The following is a 23,629-nucleotide window of genomic DNA, read 5'->3' on the forward strand; positions in this document are numbered from 1 at the left end:
CATGGAAACTTTGCTGGAGATAATCGCGCGGCGTGAAAAGCAATTACGCGGCAAGCTTACCGTACTTGATCAGCAGCAACAGGCGATTATTACGGAACAGCAGATTTGCCAGACGCGCGCTTTAGCAGTGTCTACCAGACTGAAAGAATTAATGGGCTGGCAAGGTACGTTATCTTGTCATTTATTGTTGGATAAGAAACAACAAATGGCCGGGTTATTCACTCAGGCGCAGAGCTTTTTGACGCAACGGCAGCAGTTAGAGAATCAGTATCAGCAGCTTGTCTCCCGGCGAAGCGAATTACAGAAGAATTTTAATGCGCTTATGAAAAAGAAAGAAAAAATTACTATGGTATTAAGCGATGCGTATTACCAAAGTTGAGGGAAGTCTTGGGTTGCCATGCCAGTCTTATCAGGATGATAACGAGGCGGAGGCGGAACGTATGGACTTTGAACAACTCATGCACCAGGCATTACCCATTGGTGAGAATAATTCTCCTGCAGCATTGAATAAGAACGTGGTTTTCACGCAGCGTTATCGTGTTAGTGGCGGTTATCTTGACGGTGTAGAGTGTGAAGTATGTGAATCAGGGGGGCTAATCCAGCTAAAAATCAATGTCCCTCATCATGAAATTTACCGTTCGATGAAAGCGCTAAAGCAGTGGCTGGAGTCTCAGTTGCTGCATATGGGGTATATAATTTCCCTGGAGATATTCTATGTTAAGAATAGCGAATGAAGAGCGTCCGTGGGTGGAGATACTTCCAACGCAAGGCGCTACCATTGGTGAGCTGACATTGAGTATGCAACAATATCCAGTACAGCAAGGGACATTATTTACCATAAATTATCATAATGAGCTGGGTAGGGTGTGGATTGCAGAACAATGCTGGCAGCGCTGGTGTGAAGGGCTAATTGGCACCGCTAATCGATCGGCTATCGATCCTGAATTGCTATATGGAATAGCTGAATGGGGGCTGGCGCCGTTATTGCAAGCCAGTGATGCCACCCTCTGTCAGAACGAACCGCCAACATCCTGCAGTAATCTACCACATCAGCTAGCGTTGCATATTAAATGGACAGTTGAAGAACATGAGTTCCATAGCATTATTTTTACATGGCCAACGGGTTTTTTGCGCAATATAGTCGGAGAGCTTTCTGCTGAGCGACAACAGATTTATCCTGCTCCTCCTGTAGTAGTCCCTGTATATTTAGGCTGGTGCCAGCTTACGTTAATTGAACTTGAGTCTATCGAAATCGGCATGGGCGTTCGGATTCATTGCTTTGGCGACATCAGACTCGGTTTTTTTGCTATTCAACTACCTGGGGGGATCTACTCGAGGGTGTTGCTGACAGAGGATAACACGATGAAATTTGATGAATTAGTCCAGGATATCGAAACGCTACTTGCGTCAGGGAGTCCAATGTCAAAGAGTGACGGAACATCTTCAGTAGAACTTGAGCAGATACCACAACAGGTGCTCTTTGAGATCGGACGTGCGAGTCTGGAAATTGGACAATTACGACAACTTAAAACGGGGGACGTTTTGCCTGTAGGTGGATGTTTTGCGCCAGAGGTGACGATAAGAGTAAATGACCGTATTATTGGGCAAGGTGAGTTGATTGCCTGTGGCAATGAATTTATGGTGCGTATTACACGTTGGTATCTTTGCAAAAATACAGCGTAAACCTGATAAGAAAAATAATATGCGAACAATATAATAGCGTTCCAGGTCGTGTCATGAGAGATACAGTATGTCTTTACCCGATTCGCCTTTGCAACTGATTGGTATATTGTTTCTGCTTTCAATACTGCCTCTCATTATCGTCATGGGAACCTCTTTCCTTAAACTGGCGGTGGTATTTTCGATTTTACGAAATGCTCTGGGTATTCAACAAGTTCCCCCCAATATCGCACTGTATGGCCTCGCGCTTGTACTTTCCTTATTCATTATGGGGCCGACGCTATTAGCTGTAAAAGAGCGCTGGCATCCGGTTCAGGTCGCTGGCGCTCCTTTCTGGACGTCTGAGTGGGACAGTAAAGCATTAGCGCCTTATCGACAGTTTTTGCAAAAAAACTCTGAAGAGAAGGAAGCCAATTATTTTCGGAATTTGATAAAACGAACCTGGCCTGAAGACATAAAAAGAAAGATAAAACCTGATTCTTTGCTCATATTAATTCCGGCATTTACGGTGAGTCAGTTAACGCAGGCATTTCGGATTGGATTACTTATTTACCTTCCCTTTCTGGCTATTGACCTGCTTATTTCAAATATACTGCTGGCTATGGGAATGATGATGGTGTCGCCAATGACCATTTCATTACCGTTTAAGCTGCTAATATTTTTACTGGCAGGCGGTTGGGATCTGACACTGGCGCAATTGGTACAGAGCTTTTCATGAATGATTCTGAATTGACGCAATTTGTAACGCAACTTTTATGGATCGTCCTTTTTACGTCTATGCCGGTGGTGTTGGTGGCATCGGTAGTTGGGGTCATCGTAAGCCTTGTTCAGGCCTTGACTCAAATACAGGACCAAACGCTACAGTTCATGATTAAATTATTGGCAATTGCAATAACCTTAATGGTCAGCTACCCATGGCTTAGCGGTATCCTGTTGAATTATACCCGGCAGATAATGTTACGAATTGGAGAGCATGGTTGAATGGCACAACAGGTAAATGAGTGGCTTATTGCATTGGCTGTGGCTTTTATTCGACCATTAAGCCTTTCTTTATTACTTCCCCTATTAAAAAGTGGCAGTTTAGGGGCCGCTCTTTTACGTAATGGCGTGCTTATGTCACTTACCTTTCCCATATTACCAATCATTTACCAGCAGAAGATTATGATGCATATTGGTAAAGATTACAGTTGGTTAGGGTTAGTCACCGGAGAGGTTATTATTGGTTTTTTAATTGGGTTTTGTGCGGCGGTTCCCTTTTGGGCCGTTGATATGGCGGGGTTTCTGCTTGATACTTTACGTGGCGCGACAATGGGTACGATATTCAATTCTACAATAGAAGCTGAAACCTCACTTTTTGGCTTGCTTTTCAGCCAGTTCTTGTGTGTTATTTTCTTTATAAGCGGCGGCATGGAGTTTATATTAAACATTCTGTATGAGTCATATCAATATTTACCACCAGGGCGTACTTTATTATTTGACCAGCAATTTTTAAAATATATCCAGGCAGAGTGGAGAACGCTTTATCAATTATGTATCAGCTTCTCTCTTCCTGCCATAATATGTATGGTATTAGCCGATCTGGCTTTAGGTCTTTTAAATCGGTCGGCACAACAATTGAATGTGTTTTTCTTCTCAATGCCGCTCAAAAGTATATTGGTTCTACTGACGCTCCTGATCTCATTCCCTTATGCTCTTCATCACTATTTGGTTGAAAGCGATAAATTTTATATTTATCTAAAAGACTGGTTTCCATCTGTATGAGCGAGAAAACAGAACAGCCTACAGAAAAGAAATTACGTGATGGCCGTAAGGAAGGGCAGGTTGTCAAAAGTATTGAAATAACATCATTATTTCAGCTGATTGCGCTTTATTTGTATTTTCATTTCTTTACTGAAAAGATGATTTTGATACTGATTGAGTCAATAACTTTCACATTACAATTAGTAAATAAACCATTTTCTTATGCATTAACGCAATTGAGTCATGCTTTAATAGAGTCACTGACTTCTGCACTGCTGTTTCTGGGCGCTGGGGTAATAGTTGCTACTGTGGGTAGCGTGTTTCTTCAGGTGGGGGTGGTTATTGCCAGCAAGGCCATAGGTTTTAAAAGCGAGCATATAAATCCGGTAAGTAATTTTAAGCAGATATTCTCTTTACATAGCGTAGTAGAATTATGTAAATCCAGCCTGAAAGTTATCATGCTATCTCTTATCTTTGCTTTTTTCTTTTATTATTATGCCAGTACTTTTCGGGCGCTACCGTACTGTGGGTTAGCCTGTGGCCTGCTTGTGGTTTCTTCTTTAATAAAATGGTTATGGGTTGGGGTGATGGCTTTTTATATCGTCGTTGGCATACTGGACTATTCTTTTCAATATTATAAGATTAGAAAAGATCTAAAAATGAGTAAAGATGACGTAAAACAGGAGCATAAAGATCTGGAGGGCGATCCTCAAATGAAGACACGGCGTCGGGAAATGCAGAGTGAAATACAAAGTGGGAGTTTAGCTCAATCTGTTAAACAATCTGTTGCGGTAGTGCGTAATCCAACGCATATTGCGGTTTGTCTTGGCTATCATCCCACCGATATGCCAATACCACGCGTCCTGGAAAAAGGCAGTGATGCTCAAGCTAACTATATTGTTAACATCGCTGAACGCAACTGCATCCCCGTTGTTGAAAATGTTGAGCTGGCCCGCTCATTATTTTTTGAAGTGGAACGCGGAGATAAAATTCCTGAAACGTTATTTGAACCCGTTGCAGCCTTGTTACGTATGGTGATGAAGATAGATTATGCGCATTCTACCGAAACACCATAAATGCTTTTGGTATGCTTCTTCAGGCCACTGCGAAGGTTAAGAGGGTAATAGCGTATAGAGCAGTGCTTGACGATAAAGGTGAGAGACTGAAAATAATCGCTTTTAGCCTGGCACAAGCACCAGATAGCGTATTTTAAAATTAAACAAGATAATGGATTGGTGCGTCTGAATGGACTCGAACCATCGACCCCCACCATGTCAAGGTGGTGCTCTAACCAACTGAGCTACAGACGCATTAAAATGATGGTGCGTTCAATTGGACTCGAACCAACGACCCCCACCATGTCAAGGTGGTGCTCTAACCAACTGAGCTATGAACGCAACGTTGTAGGTGATAACGGGGACGAATATTAGCGTCACAACCGCAATGAGGCAAGAGGGAAATCGCAATTTTCTTCCTGAAATCACCTGATTGCGGTGGAAATATGCAACATGTCGAGAAAATAGCCGCCATGCGACGGCTATCGTCGTATTATCGCGCAGCGCGCTGCAAAATGATGGCGGACGGCTGACGTTGTAGATAGCGCATCCGTAGCATCATTAACACCGCCGCCGAGGTCAGGCCGATGATGAACCCCATCCAGAAGCCCGCCGGTCCCATACGATCCACCACCAGATCCGTTAACGCCAGGATATAACCGCTGGGTAAACCTAACACCCAGTAGGCGGTAAAGGTGATAAAAAAGATGGAACGCGTATCTTTATAACCGCGCAGAATACCGCTGCCGATAACCTGTATAGAGTCGGAAATCTGGTAAACCGCAGCGAGCAGCATTAATTGTGCGGCAAGCGCCACGACCTCGGGGTTGTCATTGTAGAGCAAAGCAATATGCTTACGCAGAGTAACGGTAAAGATCGCGGTAACCACAGCCATACAAATGCCGACGCCTAAACCGGTACGCGCTGCGGTTTGCGCATCCAGCGTTGAGCCCTGGCCCAGACGATAACCCACTCGAATTGTTACCGCCGCAGCCAGCGACATCGGCAGTACGAACATCAGCGAGCTAAAGTTAAGTGCAATCTGATGACCGGCGACATCCACAATACCTAATGGCGAAACCAGCAGCGCAACGACCGCAAATAACGTCACTTCAAAGAACAGCGCCAGCGCAATCGGCAACCCCAGTTGAATCAGGCGCTTCATGACGACGCTATCAGGTTTGCCAAAGCCTTTTTCATTACGAATATCACGCATTGAACGCGCGTGTTTAATGTAAGAAAGCATGGCGATAAACATCACCCAATAGACCGCCGCAGTCGCAACGCCGCAGCCGATACCGCCGAGTTCCGGCATACCAAAATGACCATAGATAAAAATATAGTTCACCGGAATATTCACCAGCAGGCCCAAAAATCCCATCACCATACCCGGTTTGGTTTTGGCCAGACCTTCGCACTGGTTTCGCGCTACCTGAAAGAAAAGGTATCCTGGCGCGCCCCACAGCAGCGCGCGAAGATAACCCACGGCTTTATCGGCCAGCGCCGGATCAATATTATGCATAGAGCGGATAATGTATCCGGCATTCCACAGGACGATCATCACCAGCACGGAGACAAAGCCCGCCAGCCAGAACCCTTGTCGAACCTGATGCGCGATACGCTCACGACGGCCGGAGCCATTGAGTTGCGCAATCACCGGCGTCAAGGCCAGCAGTAAGCCGTGACCAAACAAAATGGCGGGAAGCCAGATAGAGGTGCCGATAGCGACGGCAGCCATGTCCGTAGCGCTATAGCCTCCTGCCATGACGGTATCGACGAATCCCATTGCGGTCTGTGCCACTTGCGCAAGGATCACCGGTATCGCTAACGCTAATAACTGACGCGCTTCACTGGTATACTTCTGCACGTATTCACCTTTTATTTTGTTGTTATATGAAAGACTAAAAAGCCGCCGTAGTGGCAGCCAAAAGAAATAGCAGGGGAAATTTCAGTCTATTGTAGCGGGGTATTACTATTTCTCCAGTGAAAAAACAGTTGTTAACGGCGCATTGCTGGCAAGCTGTTTTTCCACCTGCTATTGTGCTGAACAGTTCTGCTTTTATTTATTTCAGGAGTTGAAGATATGTTTACGGGGATCGTACAGGGTACCGCGAAACTGGTATCGATTGATGAAAAACCCAACTTTCGCACCCATGTGGTGACGTTACCGGACTACATGCTGGAGGGACTGGAGACGGGGGCGTCGGTAGCGCATAACGGATGCTGTTTGACGGTGACTGAAATAAACGGTAACCAGATAAGTTTTGATCTGATGAAAGAAACGTTGCGCATCACCAATCTGGGCGCGTTGAGGGTAGGTGATGAGGTCAACGTAGAGCGCGCCGCCAAATTCAGCGATGAAATCGGTGGTCATCTGATGTCGGGGCATATTATTACGACGGCGGAGATCGCGAAAATCCTGACCTCCGAAAATAACCATCAGGTGTGGTTTAAAGTGCAGGATGCGTCCCTGATGAAGTATATCCTGTACAAAGGCTTTATCGGCGTTGACGGTATCAGTTTGACCGTCGGCGAGGTAACGCCAACGCGCTTCTGCGTGCATCTCATTCCGGAAACGCTGGAACGTACTACGCTTGGCAGAAAAAAACTGGGTGAGCGTGTGAATATCGAGATCGATCCGCAAACGCAGGCGGTTGTCGATACCGTAGAACGCGTACTGGCTACGCGAGAAAATGCGGTCAGAAATCAGGCCGACATTGGCTAACGGAAAATAAGATTCCCCCGCATGAAATGCGGGGGAGATGATTAGCGAGGAACGCGCAGACCGTTTTCAACGCCGCGCGTAAATACCACCTGCCAAAGCTGAATATCACGCGCGCGAAACGCACCCGCGCAGGCGTTGAGATAATAGCTGAACATACGTTTAAAGCGCTCGTTATAATTGCCCGCAATCTCTGGCCAGGCATTGATAAAGCGCTCGTGCCACGCCATCAGAGTCGTGTCATAGTCGGCGCCAAAGTTATGCCAGTCTTCCATTACAAAGTGTGATTCGCTGGCCTCGGCGATTTGACGAACAGACGGTAAGCAACCGTTGGGGAAAATATACTTATTGATCCACGGATCGACATTATGATCGGTTTTTTTAGAACCAATAGTATGGAGCAGGAAAAGACCATCCGGTTTTAAATTCCTGTCAACAACTTCAAAATAGGTGTTGTAGTTTTTTGGCCCGACATGTTCGAACATGCCGACGGAGACGATTCGGTCAAACTGATCGTTAAAGTCGCGATAATCTTCCAGGAGAATGGAGACATCCAGACCTTCGCAACGCGTCTGCGCTATTTTTTGTTGTTCAGCGGAGATCGTTACGCCCACCACGCTAACGCCATAATGGGTCGCCATATATTGCGACAGACCGCCCCAGCCGCAGCCGATATCCAGCACACGCATCCCCGGTTGTAGCTGTAGCTTTTCGCAAATTAATTTCAGCTTGGCTTGCTGTGCCGCTTCCAGCGTATCGGCATCTTTCCAGTAGGCGCAAGAATATTGCATATAGGGATCGAGCATACGGGAAAAAAGGTCATTACCAAGATCGTAATGTTCCTTGCCGACAATCCAGGCGCGTTTTTTACTTTGTAGATTAATCAGACGCGCGCCGAGGATACGGAGCGTATCTTTAACATGGTGGGGGAGTTGATTTTCAAGACCGGCACGTAAGACTTTGCTGAAGAAAATATCCAGACGCTCGCATTCCCACCAGCCATCCATGTAACTCTCACCTAACCCCAACGATCCTTCCTGAAGGACGCGTTTAAAAAAATCGGGATTCTTAACACGAATGTCAGACGGGGCGGAACCATTAATTGTAATATCCGCGCGACTTAACAATTCGTTGGCGATTCGGTACCAGTTATCATCCGGTACGCTGACTTCTTCTATACACGATGAACTCATAGTTTCTCCATCACTGGACGGTGATCAGAACCTTAAAACAGCGTAGACGCTTTTTTGGCTTTGTGAGAAATCCCACGGACAATTCCGTGAGCCAGTTATCCGACGTAGAACAGAGGAAGGGAGGAGCCCTTGCCGAAAAGGCCATCCATGGTGAATCGGGAACGCTCCGGTTCCCGTTAATGCCTAATAATTATCGTAATATAAACAACCGGGAATCAGTATAGGCCGCAATTTTTGATGATTCAACCGAAAATTGTTATCGTGCTAATTATAAGCGGTTAACAAGTCTTTAGTGAGACTTGTCGTGGGCGACATTGGCATGGGGAAATCCGGTCTCAGCGCAATCTGCATGAGACTGCATTTTGTAACCTAACGCCGCCAGAACAACGGTAGAGAGCATTACGCTGGTGGTGGTCAGCAGCGGCGTGCTGATGAGCCATGAAACCACCAGGCTTGCCAGGAAACATAACCCCAGTTGCAGCGTATTTTGTAGCGCCGCAGCGCGCCCCGTGGCTTGAGGGAAAGGGCGTAACGCTTGCGCGACGACGATAGGGTAGATGGCGCCATTAGCAATCGCCATTACGCAGAAAGGAATCAGGATCTCCACCAGTGAGGCATTATTCAGAAGGCCCGCACCCCAGGTGGCGATAACGCTCAGCGCATACAGCCCTAACAGCCACGGAAGCAATTGGTAGCCCTGCCATTTTTGTAGCGCCGCGCGGCAACCATATCCGCCAATCAGAAAAGCGATGGTTTGCGGAACATAGCTCAGGCCAATCACTGCCGGGCTGTAACCCATCGCGCTGAGAATAAATGGGGACCCTGTTAGCCACGCAAAAAAGCTGGCGGAACAGGCGGCATAAATCAGCACATTACCGCGATAGGTTTTAGAGCGTAACAACGTCGCGAAAGTGAGTTTATCCTGTCCTTCGGTACGCGCTTTTCCCGATGGTTTTAAGCGCAGCGCCGGCAACATCAGCAACAACGTAATCACGAACAGAGTGGCGAAAATCGCCTGCCATGAGAAATGCGTCAGTATCCAGCTTCCCAGTAAGGGCGCAAGCGCCGGGGATAAGCCCACCAGTGGCATGATAGTGGCGAAGATACGATTAATTTTTTGCGAAGGATAATAATCGGTCACCAGCGCTTGCCAGATTACCGTTGCCGCGCAAACGCCGACGGCCTGCACGAAGCGCAGCGTCAGCAGTGCTGCCGCGCTTTCTACCCACAGCATCCCCAGACTTCCGAGCGCAAAGATAGATAACCCCAGCAGTAAAATCGGTTTACGGCCATAACGATCCGATAGCGGTCCCCAAAGTAGTTGCGCGACGGCAAAGCCAGCTAAAAACAGGCTGAGGCTGGCGCTGACCGCGGCGGCAGGCGTTTGTAAATCCGCCCGTATGGCGGCAAACGCGGGCAGGTACATGTCCGTAGCCAGAAATCCCAGCATGCTAAGGCCGGCTAACCAGACTAAAAAACCTTTTCCAGGTTGCATATTTGTTTCTCTTTCTTATCAGACAGACATTGTCGCAGAGTGTAGGGAGTGAAATTACGGTTGTGAAACGTTAATATTTGTCCAGTGAATTCAAAATTTTTGTAGGCAAATTATGTGGTCGGAATACTCGCTTGAAGTGGTTGACGCCGTGGCGCGCAATGGCAGTTTTAGCGCGGCGGCGCAAGAACTGCACCGAGTGCCTTCAGCAGTCAGTTACACCGTTCGTCAGCTAGAGGAGTGGCTGGCCGTACCGCTTTTTGTACGACGTCACCGTGATGTTGAACTGACGCCTGCTGGCGTCTGGTTTTTAAAAGAAGGGCGTTCTGTTATCAAAAAAATGCAGATCACTCGCCAGCAGTGTCAGCAAATTGCTAATGGTTGGCGCGGGCAGTTAGCTATTGCGGTGGACAATATCGTCAGACCAGAACGTACCCGGCAGATGATCGTCGATTTTTATCGTCATTTTGACGATGTGGAACTGCTGGTTTTTCAGGAGGTGTTTAACGGCGTCTGGGACGCGCTCTCCGACGGGCGTGTCGAACTGGCGATTGGGGCGACGCAGGCGATTCCGGTAGGGGGGCGTTACGCTTTTCGGGATATGGGGACCCTGAGCTGGAGCTGCGTAGTGGCAAGCGATCACCCGCTGGCGTCGATGCCTAGGCCGTTAAGCGATGATACCCTGCGCAACTGGCCGTCGCTGGTCAGGGAAGACACTTCGCGAACCTTACCGAAACGGATTACCTGGCTGCTGGATAACCAAAAAAGGGTCGTCGTACCGGACTGGGAGTCATCGGCAACCTGCCTGTCGGCAGGACTATGCGTGGGAATGGTGCCGACGCATTTTGCCCGACAGTGGATAGACAGCGGAAAATGGGTGGCGCTGACGTTAGAGAATCCGTTTCCCGATGCGGCCTGTTGCGTGACGTGGCAGCAAAACGAAGCCTCGCCCGCGCTGGCATGGCTGCTGGACTATTTGGGCGATAGCGAAACGTTGAATCGGGAGTGGCTGCGGGAGCCAGAAGAGGCTCCCGACAGCGGGGATTAACGCCGATAGTCGCGGAACGGGCCGTCAGCGACCGAGCGACGCTCAACCAGGCGTGGATGAACTTCAATAGACTGTGACTCTTCACGCTTATTGACGATGCGATCCAGTAGCATATTAAATGCGGTTTCGCCTAAAGAGTCTTTGGGCTGGTGAATCGTCGTCAGCGCCGGGGTAAAGTAACGGGCGTTACGCACATTGTCATAACCGATCACCGAAACGTCCTGCGGTACGCGAAGCCCCATTTCGTCAGCCGCGCAAAGCGCGCCCATCGCCATAATATCGCCGCCGCAGAAAACGGCGGTAGGGCGATGTGACTGCGATAAGATTTGCTGCATCGCGTGGTAACCGGATTCCGGCTCGAAGTCGCCCTGAACAATCCAGTTGTCCGGCACGTTGATCAGCGCCTCCTCCATGGCTTTCATAAAGCCTGCCAGCCGGCCCGCGCCGGTGTTGCGCTCCAGCGGGCCGGGAATAACGCCGATATCCCGGTGGCCGCGCTCAACCAGATAACGACCCGCCATATAGCCGCCTGCAAAGGCGTTATCAATCACCGTGTCGGTAAAATCGGCCTTCGCCTCACCCCAGTCCATCACCACCATCGGAATATGGCGATACTCTTCCAGCATGGAAAGCAGAGGTTCTGGATACTCAGAACACATCACCAGCAGGCCATCCACGCGCTTTTGCGCCATCATGGACAGGTAGGCGCGCTGTTTTTCCAGGTTATTCCAGGCGTTGCCTAAAATCAGCGTATAGCCTTTCTGGAAACAGTTTTTTTCAACCGCCTCGATAATTTCGGCAAAATAGGCCGCTTCGCTGCTGGTCGCCAGTAAGCCTATCGACTTGGTATGGTTAACCTTCAGGCTACGCGCGACGGCGCTGGGAGAGTAGTGCAGCTCTTTAATTGCCGCCCAGACCGCGTTACGCGTTTCTTCAGCGACAAAACGCGTTTTGTTGATTACGTGTGATACAGTTGTAGTGGAAACGTTTGCTCGTTTCGCTACATCTTTAATTGTTGCCATTACATTTCACTCCAGACCCTCGCTAAGCTCCTGAGAAACGCCAGGTAAACGTTTGCCTACACACACCCTAATCGCAACGTCAGGGTTGCGGCACGCCGGAAAAACGACACGGAACGTCAGGAAGGGGTCAATGGCCGTTACGCTAATTTAGTAAGCTTGGAATTTTGTCTGATCTTGAGGAAAAGGGGAAGCGTTAAAAACAGTTATCAATATAAAACATGAGAGATTTTTGTGCGGGAATGTGCAAAAATGCGCTATATCACTTTTTGTGTGGGAATAAAAAGGAGAAAACTTGATGAGTACCGACCTGAAATTTTCGTTGATTACTACGCTGATTGTTCTGGGCGTGATTGTCGCAGGTGGATTAACGGCCGCTCTGCACTGATTTCCTCTCTTCTGAGGGTGGGCGTCTCCTCTATTCTATCCCTCTCTAAAACGCAGAAGGCGTACCTTCTGCGTACTCAGACTTATGCGGCGAGATTTTTCGCAACAAATTCCCAGTTAACCAGCGCCCAGAAATGCTCCAGATAGTTTGGACGGGCGTTGTGGTAGTCGATGTAATACGCGTGTTCCCACACATCAACCGTCAGCAACGGCGTTGCATCCGTAGTCAGCGGCGTACCGGCATTTGAGGTAGAAACGATAGCCAGTTTGCCATCAGCGCTTTTTACCAGCCATGTCCATCCGGAACCAAAGTTTTTGATAGCGGCATCGGTGAACTGCGCTTTAAATTCCGCGAAGCTGCCAAAAGATGCCGCGATAGCATCAGCCAGTTTCCCGGTCGGTTCGCCACCGGCGTTTGGCGCCAGGCAGTTCCAGTAGAAGGTGTGGTTCCATACCTGAGCGGCGTTATTAAAGATACCGCCTTCGGAGGCGCGCACGATCTCTTCCAGCGATTTGCCTTCAAACGCCGTGCCTTTGATCAAATTGTTAAGATTGGTCACGTAAGTCTGATGATGTTTGCCATAGTGATATTCCAGCGTCTCAGCAGAAATATGCGGCGCCAGAGCATCTTTGGCATACGGTAATGCAGGTAATTCGAACGACATTGCTTCTCTCCTTATTATTAATATTGCGCACGCACAATACCCCTGGTGCGCGTAAGGATAGGGTAGCAAATTGAGAGGTGGCGCAAAAGAAGAAGTTATCCTGTCGTTAAACGACAGGATAAAATATTAGCGAATTGTTTTAGGCGTCATCACCCGGCGGGCGCCGACATAATGACGTTGCCAGTACTCTTCGTTCAGTGAGGTGATCTTAATTTCCTGGCCGCTGCGCGGAGACTGGATAAACTTACCGTTGCCGACATAGACGCCAACGTGATCGGCGGTGCCGCGTCCCTGCGTACGAAAGAACACCAGATCGCCGTTTTTCAACTCGCTACGCTCAATAGGCGCCGCGTCACGCAGGTGATACATCTCATTCGCCGTTCGGGGGATACGGATCTTCACTAAATCTTTATAGGCATAATAAACCAGACCGCTGCAATCAAAACCGGTGCGCGGCGACGCACCTCCCCAGTGATACGGTTTACCAATCTGACTCATGAGTTTGGACATCGCGGTTTTCGTCGCTTTTTGTACTTTTGCACGATGCGCATCGGCAATAGAGACCGGCAATGTTCCTTTCCCCTTCACGCAGTGCGGCTTACGGCCTTTACGCGTCGTGCATTTTTCCGTCACGTCGAGGGCGGCGATTGACGTGGGCGCGGTTCTGTTACGACGATGTGTGGTATGACGAGATTTCGTGGCGGCGGTGGTACGTTTTGGCGTAGAAGCGGAAGAAGAACGGCTGGTTTTTGAGGTTTTTTTTACGTTTTTTTTGCTGGTCTTACTGATCTTTTTCGTTGTGCTTTTCTTTTTATCTGCCGTTTTCGTGACATGAGAAACAGCAGGCGTCGCTTTGGCTTGCCTGGAAGCATGGGCCATTGGCGTAAAAGGGAGAGTAGTAAAAAGTAAAGCACAGAGCGTGATCGAGATTTTGTTTATCCGCGCCACTGAGCAATCCTCTGTTAAAGGCAGGCGATTCATGCCTGCGTATGATTTACAAAACCTGATAATTCTAATCTACAAAAGCACAGATTGGTAATTGCTTTTGGTTTCTGAAGCTGTGTTTCGTTAACAGATGTAAAAAAATAGCAATTAATGCTAAACACGAACGCGTTATCGACGAATCACTGCGCGGTAACCCGCTTAAAAGATATTTTGTATACAACTTATTCCCGCAGACGGTAAAATAATAAGGCATGATGAAAATGTTATTTTCCGTTGCCAGCCTGACCCGTTACAATGACAGGCTTCAGTCGTAAAAGTAGTTTAAGGAAGCGAGACAATGAGCACCACTATCGAAAAAATTCAGCGCCAGATCGCTGAAAACCCGATTCTCCTGTATATGAAAGGCTCACCGAAACTGCCAAGCTGTGGTTTCTCTGCGCAGGCCGTTCAGGCGCTTTCAGCCTGCGGGGAACGTTTTGCCTATGTTGATATCCTGCAAAACCCGGATATTCGCGCTGAATTACCGAAATACGCCAACTGGCCGACATTCCCACAACTGTGGGTGGACGGCGAGCTGGTCGGCGGGTGTGATATTGTGATTGAAATGTATCAGCGTGGCGAGCTGCAGCAGCTTATTAAAGAAACTGCGGCAAAATATAAAACTCAGGAGCCGGACGCAGAGTAATCTGTGCAAGGGGAAAGCGACCTGTAAAGGTCGCTTTTTTACCGTCATCGTGAGCAAAAGCGGTGTCGTTAGCCACGTTATTTGTCCGTCGGCAAAGGTAACGGCCAGCCGCCCAGGCGCTTCCAGCGATTGACGATTTCACAAAACAGCACCGCTGTCCGCTCGGTATCATACAAAGCGGAATGGGCCTTTTCACCATCAAACTCCATACCTGCCGCCAGGCACGCTTTTGATAACACCGTTTGCCCCAGCGCCAGTCCGCTCAATGCCGCGGTATCAAAGGTGACGAACGGATGAAACGGGTTACGTTTCAGCGAGGCGCGCTCTGCGGCGGCCATCATAAAACTGTGATCAAAAGTGGCGTTATGCGCGACCATAATGGCGCGGCTACAACCGCTGTCTTTGATACCTTTACGCACCATTTTGAAAATAGCGTGTAGCGCCTCATATTCACTCACCGCGCCGCGTAGCGGGTTAGAGGGATCGATACCGTTAAACGCAAGCGCTTCCGGCTGTAAGTTGGCTCCAGCGAACGGCTCCACATGGAAATGCAGCGTCGTGTCCGGCATCAGCCAGCCTTGTTCATCCATTTTCAGCGTGATGGCGGCGATTTCGAGCAGCGCATCGGTTTTAGCGTTAAATCCTGCAGTTTCAACATCGATGACGACAGGATAAAAACCACGAAAACGGTCGCACAGACCGGAAAGTTGAGCGTTATCGGACATCTGAGTCTCTTAATACGAAAAAATGCAGCGCGTATTATGGCAAATTTTACGCCGGGATGCAGTAAAACAACGGGCGCAGTGACCTGCGCCCGGCGGGGGATCAGTTACCCAGACCGCGGCCTGCGTCTTTAGCTTCAATCAATTCGATTTTATAGCCATCCGGATCTTCAACGAAGGCGATGATGGTCGAACCGCCTTTTACCGGCCCCGCTTCACGGGTCACGTTACCGCCGTTCTGACGAATGCGTTCACAGGCTTCAGCAGCATTGTCAACGCTCAGCGCGATATGCCCATACGCATTGCCCATGTCGTAGCTCTCAACGCCCCAGTTATAGGTTAGTTCGATGACCGCTTCTTCCGTTTCCGGACCATATCCCACAAAGGCCAGCGAGTATTTGTATTCCGGATTCTCACTGGTACGCAGCAATTTCATGCCCAGAACGTTGGTGTAAAAAGCGATGGAACGCTGCAAATCGCCGACGCGCAGCATAGTATGCAATAAACGCATTTTCGTTGTCCTTAAAATAGTCAAGATATTCAAAGTATAGCGGCGATGTGCGGCCGCTATCAATGAAATTACAGAGTAGGGTAGTCAGTGTAGCCTTCCGCGCCGCCGCCATAAAAACTTTCGGGACGCTGTGGATTAAGTTCCGCTTTACGTTGCAGACGCGCCACCAGATCCGGGTTAGCGATGTAATCGCGACCAAACGCCACGGCGTCAATCAGCCCTTTTTCGATCAGATCTTCCGCTTTTTCTGGCGTATAGGCGCCAGCGCCGATGATGGGGCCGTGGAAACACGCGCGCACTTTTTCACGGAATGCGTCGCTGTACGGTTCTCCGCCCGCCCAGTCTGGTTCAGACATATGCAGATAAGCAATGCCGCGTTTGCCTAACGCTTCAATCAGATAAAGGGCGTCAGCTTCTTCATTCGGGCCGTTATCGACATTCTGGAAAGTGCCGACAGGAGAAAGGCGAATGCCGATACGGTCGGCGCCCCATTCCTTAATGCCGGCATCAACCACCTCCAGCACCAGACGGGCGCGATTCTCTACGCTGCCGCCGTACCGATCGGTACGGTGATTAGAAGACGGAGAGAGGAACTGGTGCAGCAGATAACCGTGCGCGGAGTGCAGCTCCACCAGGTCGAAGCCTGCCTCTCGGGCATTGGCGATAGCCTGGCGGAAATCGTTGACGATCCCGGGGATCTCGTGAGTATCCAGCGCGCGCGGCGTGGAAGTTTCTACGCGGATGGCCTGGCCGTTTTCGTCACGCAAAGAAGTGCGAGTTCCCGCATTGATAGCGGATGGCGCAACGGGCGCTTGTCCGCCTGGTTGCAGGCTGGCGTGTGAAATACGGCCCGTATGCCACAGTTGCACCGCCATATGGCCGCCCTGAGCATGAACTCCCTGAGTGATTTTTTTCCAGGCGGCGATCTGCTCATCGCTGTGTAATCCCGGTGCGCCGGCATAGCCTTTCGCCTGTGCGGAGATTTGTGTGGCTTCGCTGATGATCAATCCGGCGCTGGCGCGTTGACGGTAATATTCCGCCATTAACGGCGTAGGAATGTCGCCCGGTTCAATACTCCGCAAACGCGTCAAAGGCGCCATAAATACGCGATTTGTCGCCGTGATGGCACCCACCTTGAGGGGGGTAAACAGTTTTGCTGATGACATAGTGGCTCCTGATATAAGTAGACCGGTCGTCTTGTAATAAAGGAAATAAAAACGCCTGTTACTGCTCAGGCGTTGCAATGATGGTCTTAACATGCGCCAACGCATTTTCCAGCGGCGCGGCGCTACGGGATATTTTGGCCTGCAAATTGGCGCCCAGCCACAGGGCATAAAGTACCTGCGCCTGTGGCAACGGCTGGCCGGTGAAATGTAAACAGTGGCTATTACGGCCATCTTCCAGCGCGCGTGCAAGCAGTGCCATGATCTCCTGCGCCCCTTTATCCATCGTAGAGCGCATATCCTCCGACAGATCGCAGACCTCCGCTGACAGTTTCACCGTCAGGCAACCGCTGATGGCGCCTTGCTGGCAAAACTGCTTTAACGTTTCCTGATACCAGGCGAGAAGGCGATCGCGATGATTACCGGGACCGGAGGTGAAGTGCGCCGTAAGACGCTGATGATAGCAGGCGTAATGTCGCTCAAGCATGGCGACGCCGAAGGCTTCTTTCGAGCGAAAGTAGTGATAAAACGACCCTTTAGGCACCTGGGCGGTTTTGAGCAATTCGCTAAGCCCCATGCCGGTAAAACCCCGTTGCATACAAAGCTGCTCGCCGGTGGCCAGCAGATGTTCGCGGGTATCATGTTCGGTTTGCTTATTCATAGCAGGCAGTATAGTAGACCAGTCGGTCTACTGCAAGCAGAGTTGCCATAATGTCAGTTAGCGTCTTCAATAGTCATAAGCGCCAAACGTTGAGGAGGGGATGTGGCCGAGCAGTTGGAGTTTTTTCCTGTAGCAAGCCCATGTCGCGGTATCTGCCAGTCTGATGAGCGTGGCTTTTGTCGGGGCTGTATGCGCAGCCGCGACGAACGGTTTAACTGGCAAAAAATGAGCGATGCCGAGAAACAAAATGTACTGCGGCTTTGTCGCCAGCGTTTCTTGCGTAAAATACGCGCAAACAAGCCTCTCCCATCGGAAGATCCTCAACAACCTTCACTCTTTTAAACGCGGAATTGCGTATACTCAACCTCATTATTCTCTATGAGGAATCTGTTATGGTTCAGCGTGTCACCATCGCTCCACAAGGCCCGGAGTTTTCGCGTTTTGTCATGGGTTACTGGCGTTTGATGGACTGGAATATGTCCGCGCGTCAGTTAGTGAGTTTTATCGAAGAACATCTGGATTTGGGCGTCACTACCGTTGACCATGCGGACATTTATGGCGGTTATCAGTGCGAAGCGGCATTTGGCGAGGCGCTAACGCTGGCGCCGCATTTGCGGGAAAGACTGCAAATCGTCACCAAATGCGGTATTGCCACCACTGCCAGAGCGGAAAATAAGCTCGGTCATTATATTACCGATCGCCGCCATATTATTCTGAGCGCCGAACAGTCATTAAAAAATCTGGCGACAGATTATCTGGATATGTTGTTAATTCACCGTCCCGATCCGTTAATGGATGCGGATGACGTCGCCGAGGCGTTTCAACATCTGCACCAAAGCGGCAAAGTGCGCCATTTTGGCGTTTCTAATTTTACGCCAGCGCAATTTACGTTGCTGCAATCGCGCCTGCCTTTCACCCTGGCGACCAACCAGGTGGAGATCTCGCCGGTTCACCAGCCTTTGTTGCTGGACGGCACATTAGATCAATTACAGCAACTGCGTATTCGTCCGATGGCCTGGTCATGTCTTGGCGGCGGTCGGCTGTTTAATGATGAGGCTTATCAGCCGTTGCGCCAGGAACTTTCCGTTATCGCGCAAGAACTCAACGCCAGTTCTATTGAACAGGTGGTCTATGCCTGGATTTTACGTTTGCCGTCGCAGCCGCTGCCGATTATTGGCTCGGGTAAAATCGAACGCGTACGTGCCGCACTAGAAGCGGAAACGCTGTCATTGTCGCGTCAACAGTGGTTCCGAATCCGCAAGGCGGCACTGGGTTATGACGTGCCGTAATCGCCAACTCGTTGACTTTCCGTACATGTTTTCGCCAGTGGTTTACACTTAACAGGCGACCACATGTAACGGAGGTTTTATGAAGCGATTAAGTTTAGCGATGGTGACGCTGCTGGCCTGTGCGGGTGCGCAGGCTGCCAGCGAGAAAGTAGAGATGAATCTGGTGACGGCGCAAGGCGTAGGACAGTCTATCGGCACCGTCGTCATCGATGAAACCGAAGGCGGCTTAAAATTTACCCCACACCTTAAAGCGTTGCCGCCGGGCGAGCATGGTTTTCACATTCATGCCAACGGTAGCTGCCAGCCAGCGATTAAAGACGGCCAAGCGGTTGCCGCAGAAGCCGCTGGTGGTCATCTGGACCCACAAAATACCGGCAAGCATGAAGGACCGGAAGGCCAGGGGCATCTGGGTGACCTCCCGGTGTTAGTCGTTAATAATGATGGTATCGCCACCGAACCGGTTACTGCGCCGCGTCTGAAGTCTCTTGATGAAGTGAAAGATAAAGCGCTCATGATCCATGTGGGCGGCGATAACATGTCCGATCAGCCGAAACCGCTCGGCGGCGGCGGAACGCGTTACGCCTGCGGCGTCATTAAATAACCCGGAGACAGTGTTCCCTGCGCGGAGCCTGTTCCAGCTGCGACAGCGAACAGTGTAAACGCCAGATAATCGCCGCCAGTTCATGCGCGGCGGGTTGATGATGATGTGCGAGCGTGTCGCAGATACGCTGTAGTTCCTGTAGCGTAACGGCAAGCGGGCGTTGCTGTACGCCGCGCTCGCTCATCACATCGCGCAGCAGGGATATACAAATATCCCGCACCCGGGAAAGCGGATCGGAACGCGACTCCCAGGCGCGCAGCTGCCACACCACATGCGAGCAGTTCAGCAGTACCACTCCCCAACGTAATAACCACCGGCGCGCCAGCGCATCCTGGCTATTGCTGAGCTGACTGACGTGATGATAGGTCAGCGATTCAAACTCGCTTTCGTTATGGGAAGGGTGACGGCTAAGCTGATCGACGAAATCGCGGCGTAGCGCGCGGATATGGCGGCGGCTTTTTACGGCATCGGAACCGGGGCGCAAAATCGCAAACGCCAGCCAGGAAATCGCGACGCCGACGATCTTGGCGGTATTATCGTTAAGGAAGTCGGCGAAGTCGTACACCGGTGGATTGGTCACGGCGATGAATGAGCCCATAAAAACGATAAGCTGCCCCCACAGTCCCGCCAGCTTAGGCATCTGCAGTTTAAGCAGTTGCATCGTGACGAACAGCGGAAAAAGGAAAAGCAAGAATTGCCACAGATCGGTGATTTGCACCATCAGGCCAAATTTCACCACGAAGCTGAATAAGGACAGCAGCACTAAAGTACGCATCAATAAGGAAAGCGACTTAAACGGCGTGGCGACGATGGAGTAGAGGACGCAACTGATCGCCGCCAGGGTTAATGCGCCGGGCCCGGATTCCCATTGCGCGCCAATACTCCAGGCGCCAATTACCGTGAGCGTGCAAAAGGTACGCACGCCGCTCCAGATGGCCTCTGCGTTATCCGTATGCCGCGCAAGGCCGGGAGTGCGGCGGATATGGATTTGATCTACCGGCGCGCCGCTTTCGATCAGATATAACTGACGGCTGCTGCGCAGATATAGCTGGCAAAAATAGCGTAATCGCTGCCAGAACGCGAGGTGACGATAATCCTGTTCATCCTGCGGGCGTAGCGGCGCAATAATCCGCGCCACGGTGTAGCTGTCCGCGCGGGCGGTACCATCCGATGTGCTGGGTAGGATCATCATCATCATGCCGCCACAGAGGATGCCGACGATAACTTCACATACACGTGCCTGGGCGATATCCCACAACTGCGTGATTTCTACAATATTAACCATCGGGAACGCGATGATCGCCGCCGTGTAGCCGGACAACTGGAAAGCATAAGCGGCATTATTGGTAAAATGCGCGCAGGCCCAGGTACAAAAACCGATCCAGGCGGCCATGCTAAATAAGAACAACCAGGGTTCATTCAGCGTATGGCCAGCAATAATTAACGCGGCGGTCGCGCCGAGTAAACTCCCGGCAATACGCCCCAGACTTTTACTGATTACGCCGCCTACGGTCGGAAAGCTCACCACTGCGGCCGAAGTCATCGCCCAGTAGGGCTCATCCAGATTGAGATAATAAGCGAATGTCAGCGCGAGACACATGGCAATGGTATTGCGCAACGCGTAACGCCACTGGCCGGAGGTCGCTTTAAACCAGGGCGTATTTCGCAGGGCCGGCAGGGAGAGTTTCATTACCGCTGTCCAATGGCTACGCTGCAGGTAGTGCCGGAGACGAGCGTGATATCCTGCGGTAAAGCGTCAAATTCGATACGTACCGGTACGCGTTGCGCCAGACGTACCCACGGTACGTTGGGTTTGATATCGGGCACTAAACCGGAGTCACTTTCCACGCTTTGGTCGTAAATAGCGCGCCCGATACTGCCAACGTGACCCTGTAACTTAACATTGCCACTATACAGTGTTATTAATGCAGGCTCACCTTCGCGGATGTGGCTTAGTTTGGTTTCTTCGAAATATCCCATTACATAAAATGAGTGGCTATCTACCAGGGCGAAAAGTGGCTTACCGGTGCTGGCATAATCACCGGTACGCGTGGAAAGGTTGGTCACCCAGCCGGATACCGGCGCTTTTACTTCCGTCTGGCTAAGCTGCCACTGCGCCTGTTTTAACGTTGCCAGTGCGACATCTACGTTGGCCTGCATCGCTTTAACATTCAGATTGGCGCTATCCAGATCTTCAGCAGAGATGTAGTTACGCGATAAATGTCGACGTCGATCGGCTTCATTATTCGCTTTTGCCAGATCGGACTGCGCTTTGGCCAACTGCGCCTGCGCGTTAAGTTCTGCAATATGGAAGGGCGTTTTATCAATGACAAAGAGAACGTCCCCGGCGTTGACGAACTGATTATCTTTGATATTGAGTTGGGTAATGCTGCCAGAAACCTGTGGCGTTACGCTGACCTGTTCCGCGCGGATTTTACCATCGCGCGTCCACGGTGACTGCATATAGTAATTCCATAACCACCACGCGGCCAGAACGGCGACGACGGCGACAATGAGAGTAGAAAAATATTTTATTGTTTTTAACGACATATTTACCACGCGATCAGTAAAACGAGGCCCAGACATACGCACAGCGTAAAGAGGGAGAGATCCATTAACAGGGGATGCCAGATTTCATCAGAGTATATCCGGTCACGCAGGAGTCGGTGAATAAACAACCAGATAACGAACCCAGGCGCAAAGGCTTTAAAGAATGGCGGAAAGTAAACAGATGCTCCCAACATGAGATCTTGTAAGGGCAATCCTGTGGCGTTGAGTATACACTTCACAAGCAATGTTCCTTTGCGTCAGACATCGATGCTTTAGTTTTAGCCAAAACTGAAGCTACAGGTGCCAGGTGCGCACTATGTCTGAAAAAATGTCTATTGGTAAGCAAATTTAGCAATACATTTGTTTTGAGAATACAAATACTGCACACTATTCTAAAATCAGCATAATAGCTTAGTAAGCTAATTATAAGGAGACGAAATTGGAATCGCCACTAGGTTCTGATCTGGCACGGTTGGTGCGCATTTGGCGTGCTCTGATTGACCATCGCCTCAAGCCTCTGGAATTGACGCAGACACATTGGGTCACGTTGCACAATATTCATCAATTGCCGCCTGACCAGTCGCAGATTCAATTGGCTAAAGCGATAGGCATTGAGCAGCCATCGCTGGTACGCACGTTGGATCAACTTGAAGATAAGGGGCTAATTTCGCGGCAAACCTGCGCCAGCGATCGTCGCGCTAAGCGGATTAAACTGACCGAAAAAGCGGAGCCGCTGATCGCTGAGATGGAAGAGGTCATTCATAAAACGCGCGGTGAAATTTTGGCTGGGATTTCTTCAGAGGAGATTGAGCTTCTGATTAAACTTGTCGCTAAACTTGAACACAACATTATGGAATTGCATTCTCACGATTGAGGTGCAGGGGCATACGTGTGGCCATGTGACCACACGTAAAGCCTGGTTTAGCGTGGAGAGACAGTAACCTGGCTGCCGTTGCTGGCCAGCACGACACGCTGACCTGCCGAGAAACGCGTATTTCCTTGTTTCTGCACAACCATAATGGTGTTGCCATCGTCTTTACGAATTTCCAGTTCCACACCCTGGGTTTTATTCATTGCGCTCTGGACGCCCTGGCCCGCTACGCCACCAGCCACCGCGCCTGCCGCGGTCGCCAGTGAACGACCCGTACCGCCGCCGATAGTGTTGCCGAGGAATCCGCCCAACACCGCGCCGCCGATAGCGCCAATCACGTTAGAATCATCACCGCCCTGAATTTGAACCGGACGAACGTTAACGATAGTACCGTACGTTACATTCTGAACTTGTTTAGCCTCGGATGCGGTATAAACATCACCCGAAAGGCTATCATTGTTAACACACCCCGCTAGGGATAACCCCATCAGTGAAACGGCCAGTACACGTCTAATCATTTACCCATCTCCTGTTCTTCACGAAACGCTATTTCAGCATCCCTATAGCTAAATTATATGGCATTTATGCAGTTAAGGTCATATCTTCTGCCGAAAAAATGTAAAAATCATA

The 23,629-nt window shown here is 50.1% G+C and carries 28 protein-coding genes, 2 tRNA genes and 1 pseudogene; 15 read left to right on the forward strand and 16 right to left on the reverse strand.

All coding sequences use genetic code 11. From position 1 onward, the window contains the following. Position 1: 1 nt before the first annotated feature. The 7 genes from ssaO (at position 2) to ssaU (ending at position 4,496) form a co-directional block, all read left to right on the forward strand. Entirely contained in the window at positions 2–379 is a 378-nt protein-coding gene (gene ssaO / locus ACLJRU_RS00275) for an SPI-2 type III secretion system apparatus protein SsaO (protein ID WP_000449089.1), read from the forward strand. After that, on the forward strand, positions 360–734 hold the full coding sequence (gene ssaP, locus ACLJRU_RS00280; RefSeq protein WP_001223307.1) for an SPI-2 type III secretion system apparatus protein SsaP: 375 nt from the start codon (positions 360–362) through the stop codon (positions 732–734). Before ssaO ends, ssaP begins: the two co-directional genes overlap by 20 nt. Next, positions 715–1,683, forward strand: coding sequence for an SPI-2 type III secretion system cytoplasmic ring protein SsaQ (ssaQ, locus tag ACLJRU_RS00285; RefSeq protein WP_001539920.1), 969 nt, complete (start codon positions 715–717; stop codon positions 1,681–1,683). Before ssaP ends, ssaQ begins: the two co-directional genes overlap by 20 nt. 67 nt (positions 1,684–1,750) lie before the next feature. Then, positions 1,751–2,398, forward strand: a complete 648-nt coding sequence (gene ssaR / locus ACLJRU_RS00290; protein WP_000056367.1) for an SPI-2 type III secretion system export apparatus protein SsaR — start codon at positions 1,751–1,753, stop codon at positions 2,396–2,398. Further along, on the forward strand, positions 2,395–2,661 hold the full coding sequence (gene ssas, locus ACLJRU_RS00295; RefSeq protein ID WP_000999982.1) for an SPI-2 type III secretion system apparatus protein SsaS: 267 nt from the start codon (positions 2,395–2,397) through the stop codon (positions 2,659–2,661). The genes ssaR and ssas overlap by 4 nt, the downstream gene beginning before the upstream one ends. After that, positions 2,662–3,441 carry an SPI-2 type III secretion system apparatus protein SsaT gene (gene ssaT / locus ACLJRU_RS00300; RefSeq protein WP_000068760.1) on the forward strand — a complete coding sequence of 260 codons (780 nt, stop codon included), beginning with the start codon at positions 2,662–2,664 and terminating at the stop codon, positions 3,439–3,441. It abuts the gene before it with no gap. Beyond that, positions 3,438–4,496 carry an SPI-2 type III secretion system apparatus protein SsaU gene (gene ssaU, locus ACLJRU_RS00305; RefSeq protein WP_001291714.1) on the forward strand — a complete coding sequence of 353 codons (1,059 nt, stop codon included), beginning with the start codon at positions 3,438–3,440 and terminating at the stop codon, positions 4,494–4,496. Before ssaT ends, ssaU begins: the two co-directional genes overlap by 4 nt. Positions 4,497–4,653: 157 nt before the next feature. Here ssaU and ACLJRU_RS00310 read toward each other — a convergent pair. The 3 genes from ACLJRU_RS00310 to mdtK form a co-directional block, all read right to left on the reverse strand. Next, positions 4,654–4,730: transfer RNA gene (locus ACLJRU_RS00310), tRNA-Val, on the reverse strand. 10 nt (positions 4,731–4,740) lie between these two features. Further along, a tRNA-Val gene (locus ACLJRU_RS00315) sits at positions 4,741–4,817 on the reverse strand. A gap of 151 nt (positions 4,818–4,968) precedes the next feature. Further along, a complete protein-coding gene (gene mdtK, locus ACLJRU_RS00320; RefSeq protein ID WP_001175077.1) occupies positions 4,969–6,342 on the reverse strand; it encodes a multidrug efflux MATE transporter MdtK in 1,374 nt (457 codons plus the stop codon). A gap of 216 nt (positions 6,343–6,558) precedes the next feature. Between mdtK and ACLJRU_RS00325 the strand changes: the two genes are divergently transcribed. Next, a complete protein-coding gene (locus tag ACLJRU_RS00325) occupies positions 6,559–7,200 on the forward strand; it encodes a riboflavin synthase (RefSeq protein ID WP_000493972.1) in 642 nt (213 codons plus the stop codon). 41 nt (positions 7,201–7,241) lie between these two features. Here ACLJRU_RS00325 and cfa read toward each other — a convergent pair whose 3' ends face one another. Together cfa and punC are read right to left on the reverse strand one after the other, a co-directional pair. Then, positions 7,242–8,390: a cyclopropane fatty acyl phospholipid synthase gene (gene cfa, locus ACLJRU_RS00330; protein WP_023234923.1), complete on the reverse strand. Its 1,149-nt coding sequence runs from the start codon at positions 8,388–8,390 to the stop codon at positions 7,242–7,244. A gap of 289 nt (positions 8,391–8,679) precedes the next feature. Then, the gene (gene punC / locus ACLJRU_RS00335; protein WP_001539928.1) at positions 8,680–9,885 is read right to left on the reverse strand and encodes a purine nucleoside transporter PunC; all 1,206 of its coding nucleotides are present in this window, start codon (positions 9,883–9,885) and stop codon (positions 8,680–8,682) included. Between the two features lie 112 nt (positions 9,886–9,997). On the opposite strand from punC, the gene punR reads away from it, so the two are divergent. Continuing rightward, positions 9,998–10,930: a DNA-binding transcriptional activator PunR gene (gene punR, locus ACLJRU_RS00340; protein ID WP_001539929.1), complete on the forward strand. Its 933-nt coding sequence runs from the start codon at positions 9,998–10,000 to the stop codon at positions 10,928–10,930. Here the strand turns inward: punR and purR are convergent. Beyond that, complete coding sequence (gene purR / locus ACLJRU_RS00345) at positions 10,927–11,952, reverse strand: HTH-type transcriptional repressor PurR (protein ID WP_000190993.1); 1,026 nt, start codon at positions 11,950–11,952, stop codon at positions 10,927–10,929. The genes punR and purR overlap by 4 nt on opposite strands. A 295-nt stretch (positions 11,953–12,247) precedes the next feature. On the opposite strand from purR, the gene ACLJRU_RS00350 reads away from it, so the two are divergent. Next, the gene (locus ACLJRU_RS00350; RefSeq protein WP_000102277.1) at positions 12,248–12,337 is read left to right on the forward strand and encodes a YnhF family membrane protein; all 90 of its coding nucleotides are present in this window, start codon (positions 12,248–12,250) and stop codon (positions 12,335–12,337) included. Between the two features lie 82 nt (positions 12,338–12,419). On the opposite strand, the gene sodB is transcribed toward ACLJRU_RS00350, so the two are convergent. After that, a complete protein-coding gene (gene sodB, locus ACLJRU_RS00355; protein ID WP_038393983.1) occupies positions 12,420–13,001 on the reverse strand; it encodes a superoxide dismutase [Fe] in 582 nt (193 codons plus the stop codon). 126 nt (positions 13,002–13,127) lie between these two features. Next, the gene (locus ACLJRU_RS00360; protein WP_024131296.1) at positions 13,128–13,949 is read right to left on the reverse strand and encodes a C40 family peptidase; all 822 of its coding nucleotides are present in this window, start codon (positions 13,947–13,949) and stop codon (positions 13,128–13,130) included. A gap of 334 nt (positions 13,950–14,283) precedes the next feature. Between ACLJRU_RS00360 and grxD the strand changes: the two genes are divergently transcribed. Continuing rightward, on the forward strand, positions 14,284–14,631 hold the full coding sequence (gene grxD, locus ACLJRU_RS00365; protein ID WP_000108176.1) for a monothiol glutaredoxin 4: 348 nt from the start codon (positions 14,284–14,286) through the stop codon (positions 14,629–14,631). Between the two features lie 77 nt (positions 14,632–14,708). Here the strand turns inward: grxD and rnt are convergent, their stop codons facing one another. The 4 genes from rnt to ACLJRU_RS00385 all read right to left on the reverse strand — a co-directional run bounded on the left by rnt (position 14,709) and on the right by ACLJRU_RS00385 (position 17,688). Further along, positions 14,709–15,356, reverse strand: coding sequence for a ribonuclease T (gene rnt, locus ACLJRU_RS00370; RefSeq protein ID WP_001282272.1), 648 nt, complete (start codon positions 15,354–15,356; stop codon positions 14,709–14,711). Between the two features lie 100 nt (positions 15,357–15,456). Beyond that, entirely contained in the window at positions 15,457–15,864 is a 408-nt protein-coding gene (gene gloA, locus ACLJRU_RS00375; protein WP_001237787.1) for a lactoylglutathione lyase, read from the reverse strand. A gap of 68 nt (positions 15,865–15,932) precedes the next feature. Beyond that, positions 15,933–17,030 carry an alkene reductase gene (locus tag ACLJRU_RS00380; protein WP_000092933.1) on the reverse strand — a complete coding sequence of 366 codons (1,098 nt, stop codon included), beginning with the start codon at positions 17,028–17,030 and terminating at the stop codon, positions 15,933–15,935. Between the two features lie 58 nt (positions 17,031–17,088). Then, on the reverse strand, positions 17,089–17,688 hold the full coding sequence (locus tag ACLJRU_RS00385) for a TetR/AcrR family transcriptional regulator (protein WP_001041823.1): 600 nt from the start codon (positions 17,686–17,688) through the stop codon (positions 17,089–17,091). Between the two features lie 102 nt (positions 17,689–17,790). On the opposite strand from ACLJRU_RS00385, the gene ACLJRU_RS00390 reads away from it, so the two are divergent. The 3 genes from ACLJRU_RS00390 to sodC2 all read left to right on the forward strand — a co-directional run bounded on the left by ACLJRU_RS00390 (position 17,791) and on the right by sodC2 (position 19,578). After that, complete coding sequence (locus ACLJRU_RS00390) at positions 17,791–18,030, forward strand: DUF1289 domain-containing protein (protein ID WP_001538148.1); 240 nt, start codon at positions 17,791–17,793, stop codon at positions 18,028–18,030. Positions 18,031–18,080: 50 nt separating this feature from the next. Continuing rightward, positions 18,081–18,977, forward strand: coding sequence for an aldo/keto reductase family oxidoreductase (locus tag ACLJRU_RS00395; protein ID WP_000250724.1), 897 nt, complete (start codon positions 18,081–18,083; stop codon positions 18,975–18,977). A gap of 79 nt (positions 18,978–19,056) precedes the next feature. Then, a complete protein-coding gene (sodC2, locus tag ACLJRU_RS00400; RefSeq protein WP_000826825.1) occupies positions 19,057–19,578 on the forward strand; it encodes a superoxide dismutase [Cu-Zn] SodC2 in 522 nt (173 codons plus the stop codon). Here sodC2 and ACLJRU_RS00405 read toward each other — a convergent pair. The 3 genes and pseudogenes from ACLJRU_RS00405 to ACLJRU_RS00415 all read right to left on the reverse strand — a co-directional run bounded on the left by ACLJRU_RS00405 (position 19,554) and on the right by ACLJRU_RS00415 (position 22,367). Then, a pseudogene (locus ACLJRU_RS00405) lies at positions 19,554–21,268 on the reverse strand (FUSC family protein). The gene sodC2 and the pseudogene ACLJRU_RS00405 sit on opposite strands and share 25 nt — an antisense overlap. Beyond that, positions 21,268–22,128, reverse strand: a complete 861-nt coding sequence (locus ACLJRU_RS00410) for an HlyD family secretion protein (RefSeq protein ID WP_023234927.1) — start codon at positions 22,126–22,128, stop codon at positions 21,268–21,270. Before ACLJRU_RS00410 ends, ACLJRU_RS00405 begins: the two are co-directional and overlap by 1 nt. A 2-nt stretch (positions 22,129–22,130) precedes the next feature. Beyond that, positions 22,131–22,367, reverse strand: coding sequence for a DUF1656 domain-containing protein (locus tag ACLJRU_RS00415; RefSeq protein ID WP_001539942.1), 237 nt, complete (start codon positions 22,365–22,367; stop codon positions 22,131–22,133). A 200-nt stretch (positions 22,368–22,567) separates the two neighbouring features. Here ACLJRU_RS00415 and slyA point away from each other — a divergent pair, with 200 nt between their 5' ends. Beyond that, positions 22,568–23,002 carry a transcriptional regulator SlyA gene (gene slyA / locus ACLJRU_RS00420; protein WP_000445639.1) on the forward strand — a complete coding sequence of 145 codons (435 nt, stop codon included), beginning with the start codon at positions 22,568–22,570 and terminating at the stop codon, positions 23,000–23,002. A gap of 47 nt (positions 23,003–23,049) precedes the next feature. Here the strand turns inward: slyA and slyB are convergent, their stop codons facing one another. Beyond that, the gene (gene slyB, locus ACLJRU_RS00425) at positions 23,050–23,517 is read right to left on the reverse strand and encodes an outer membrane lipoprotein SlyB (protein ID WP_000621211.1); all 468 of its coding nucleotides are present in this window, start codon (positions 23,515–23,517) and stop codon (positions 23,050–23,052) included. Between the last annotated feature and the right edge of the window lie 112 nt (positions 23,518–23,629).

Source organism: Salmonella sp. SAL00653, assembly GCF_046552515.1.
Classification (GTDB): Bacteria; Pseudomonadota; Gammaproteobacteria; order Enterobacterales; family Enterobacteriaceae; genus Salmonella; species Salmonella enterica.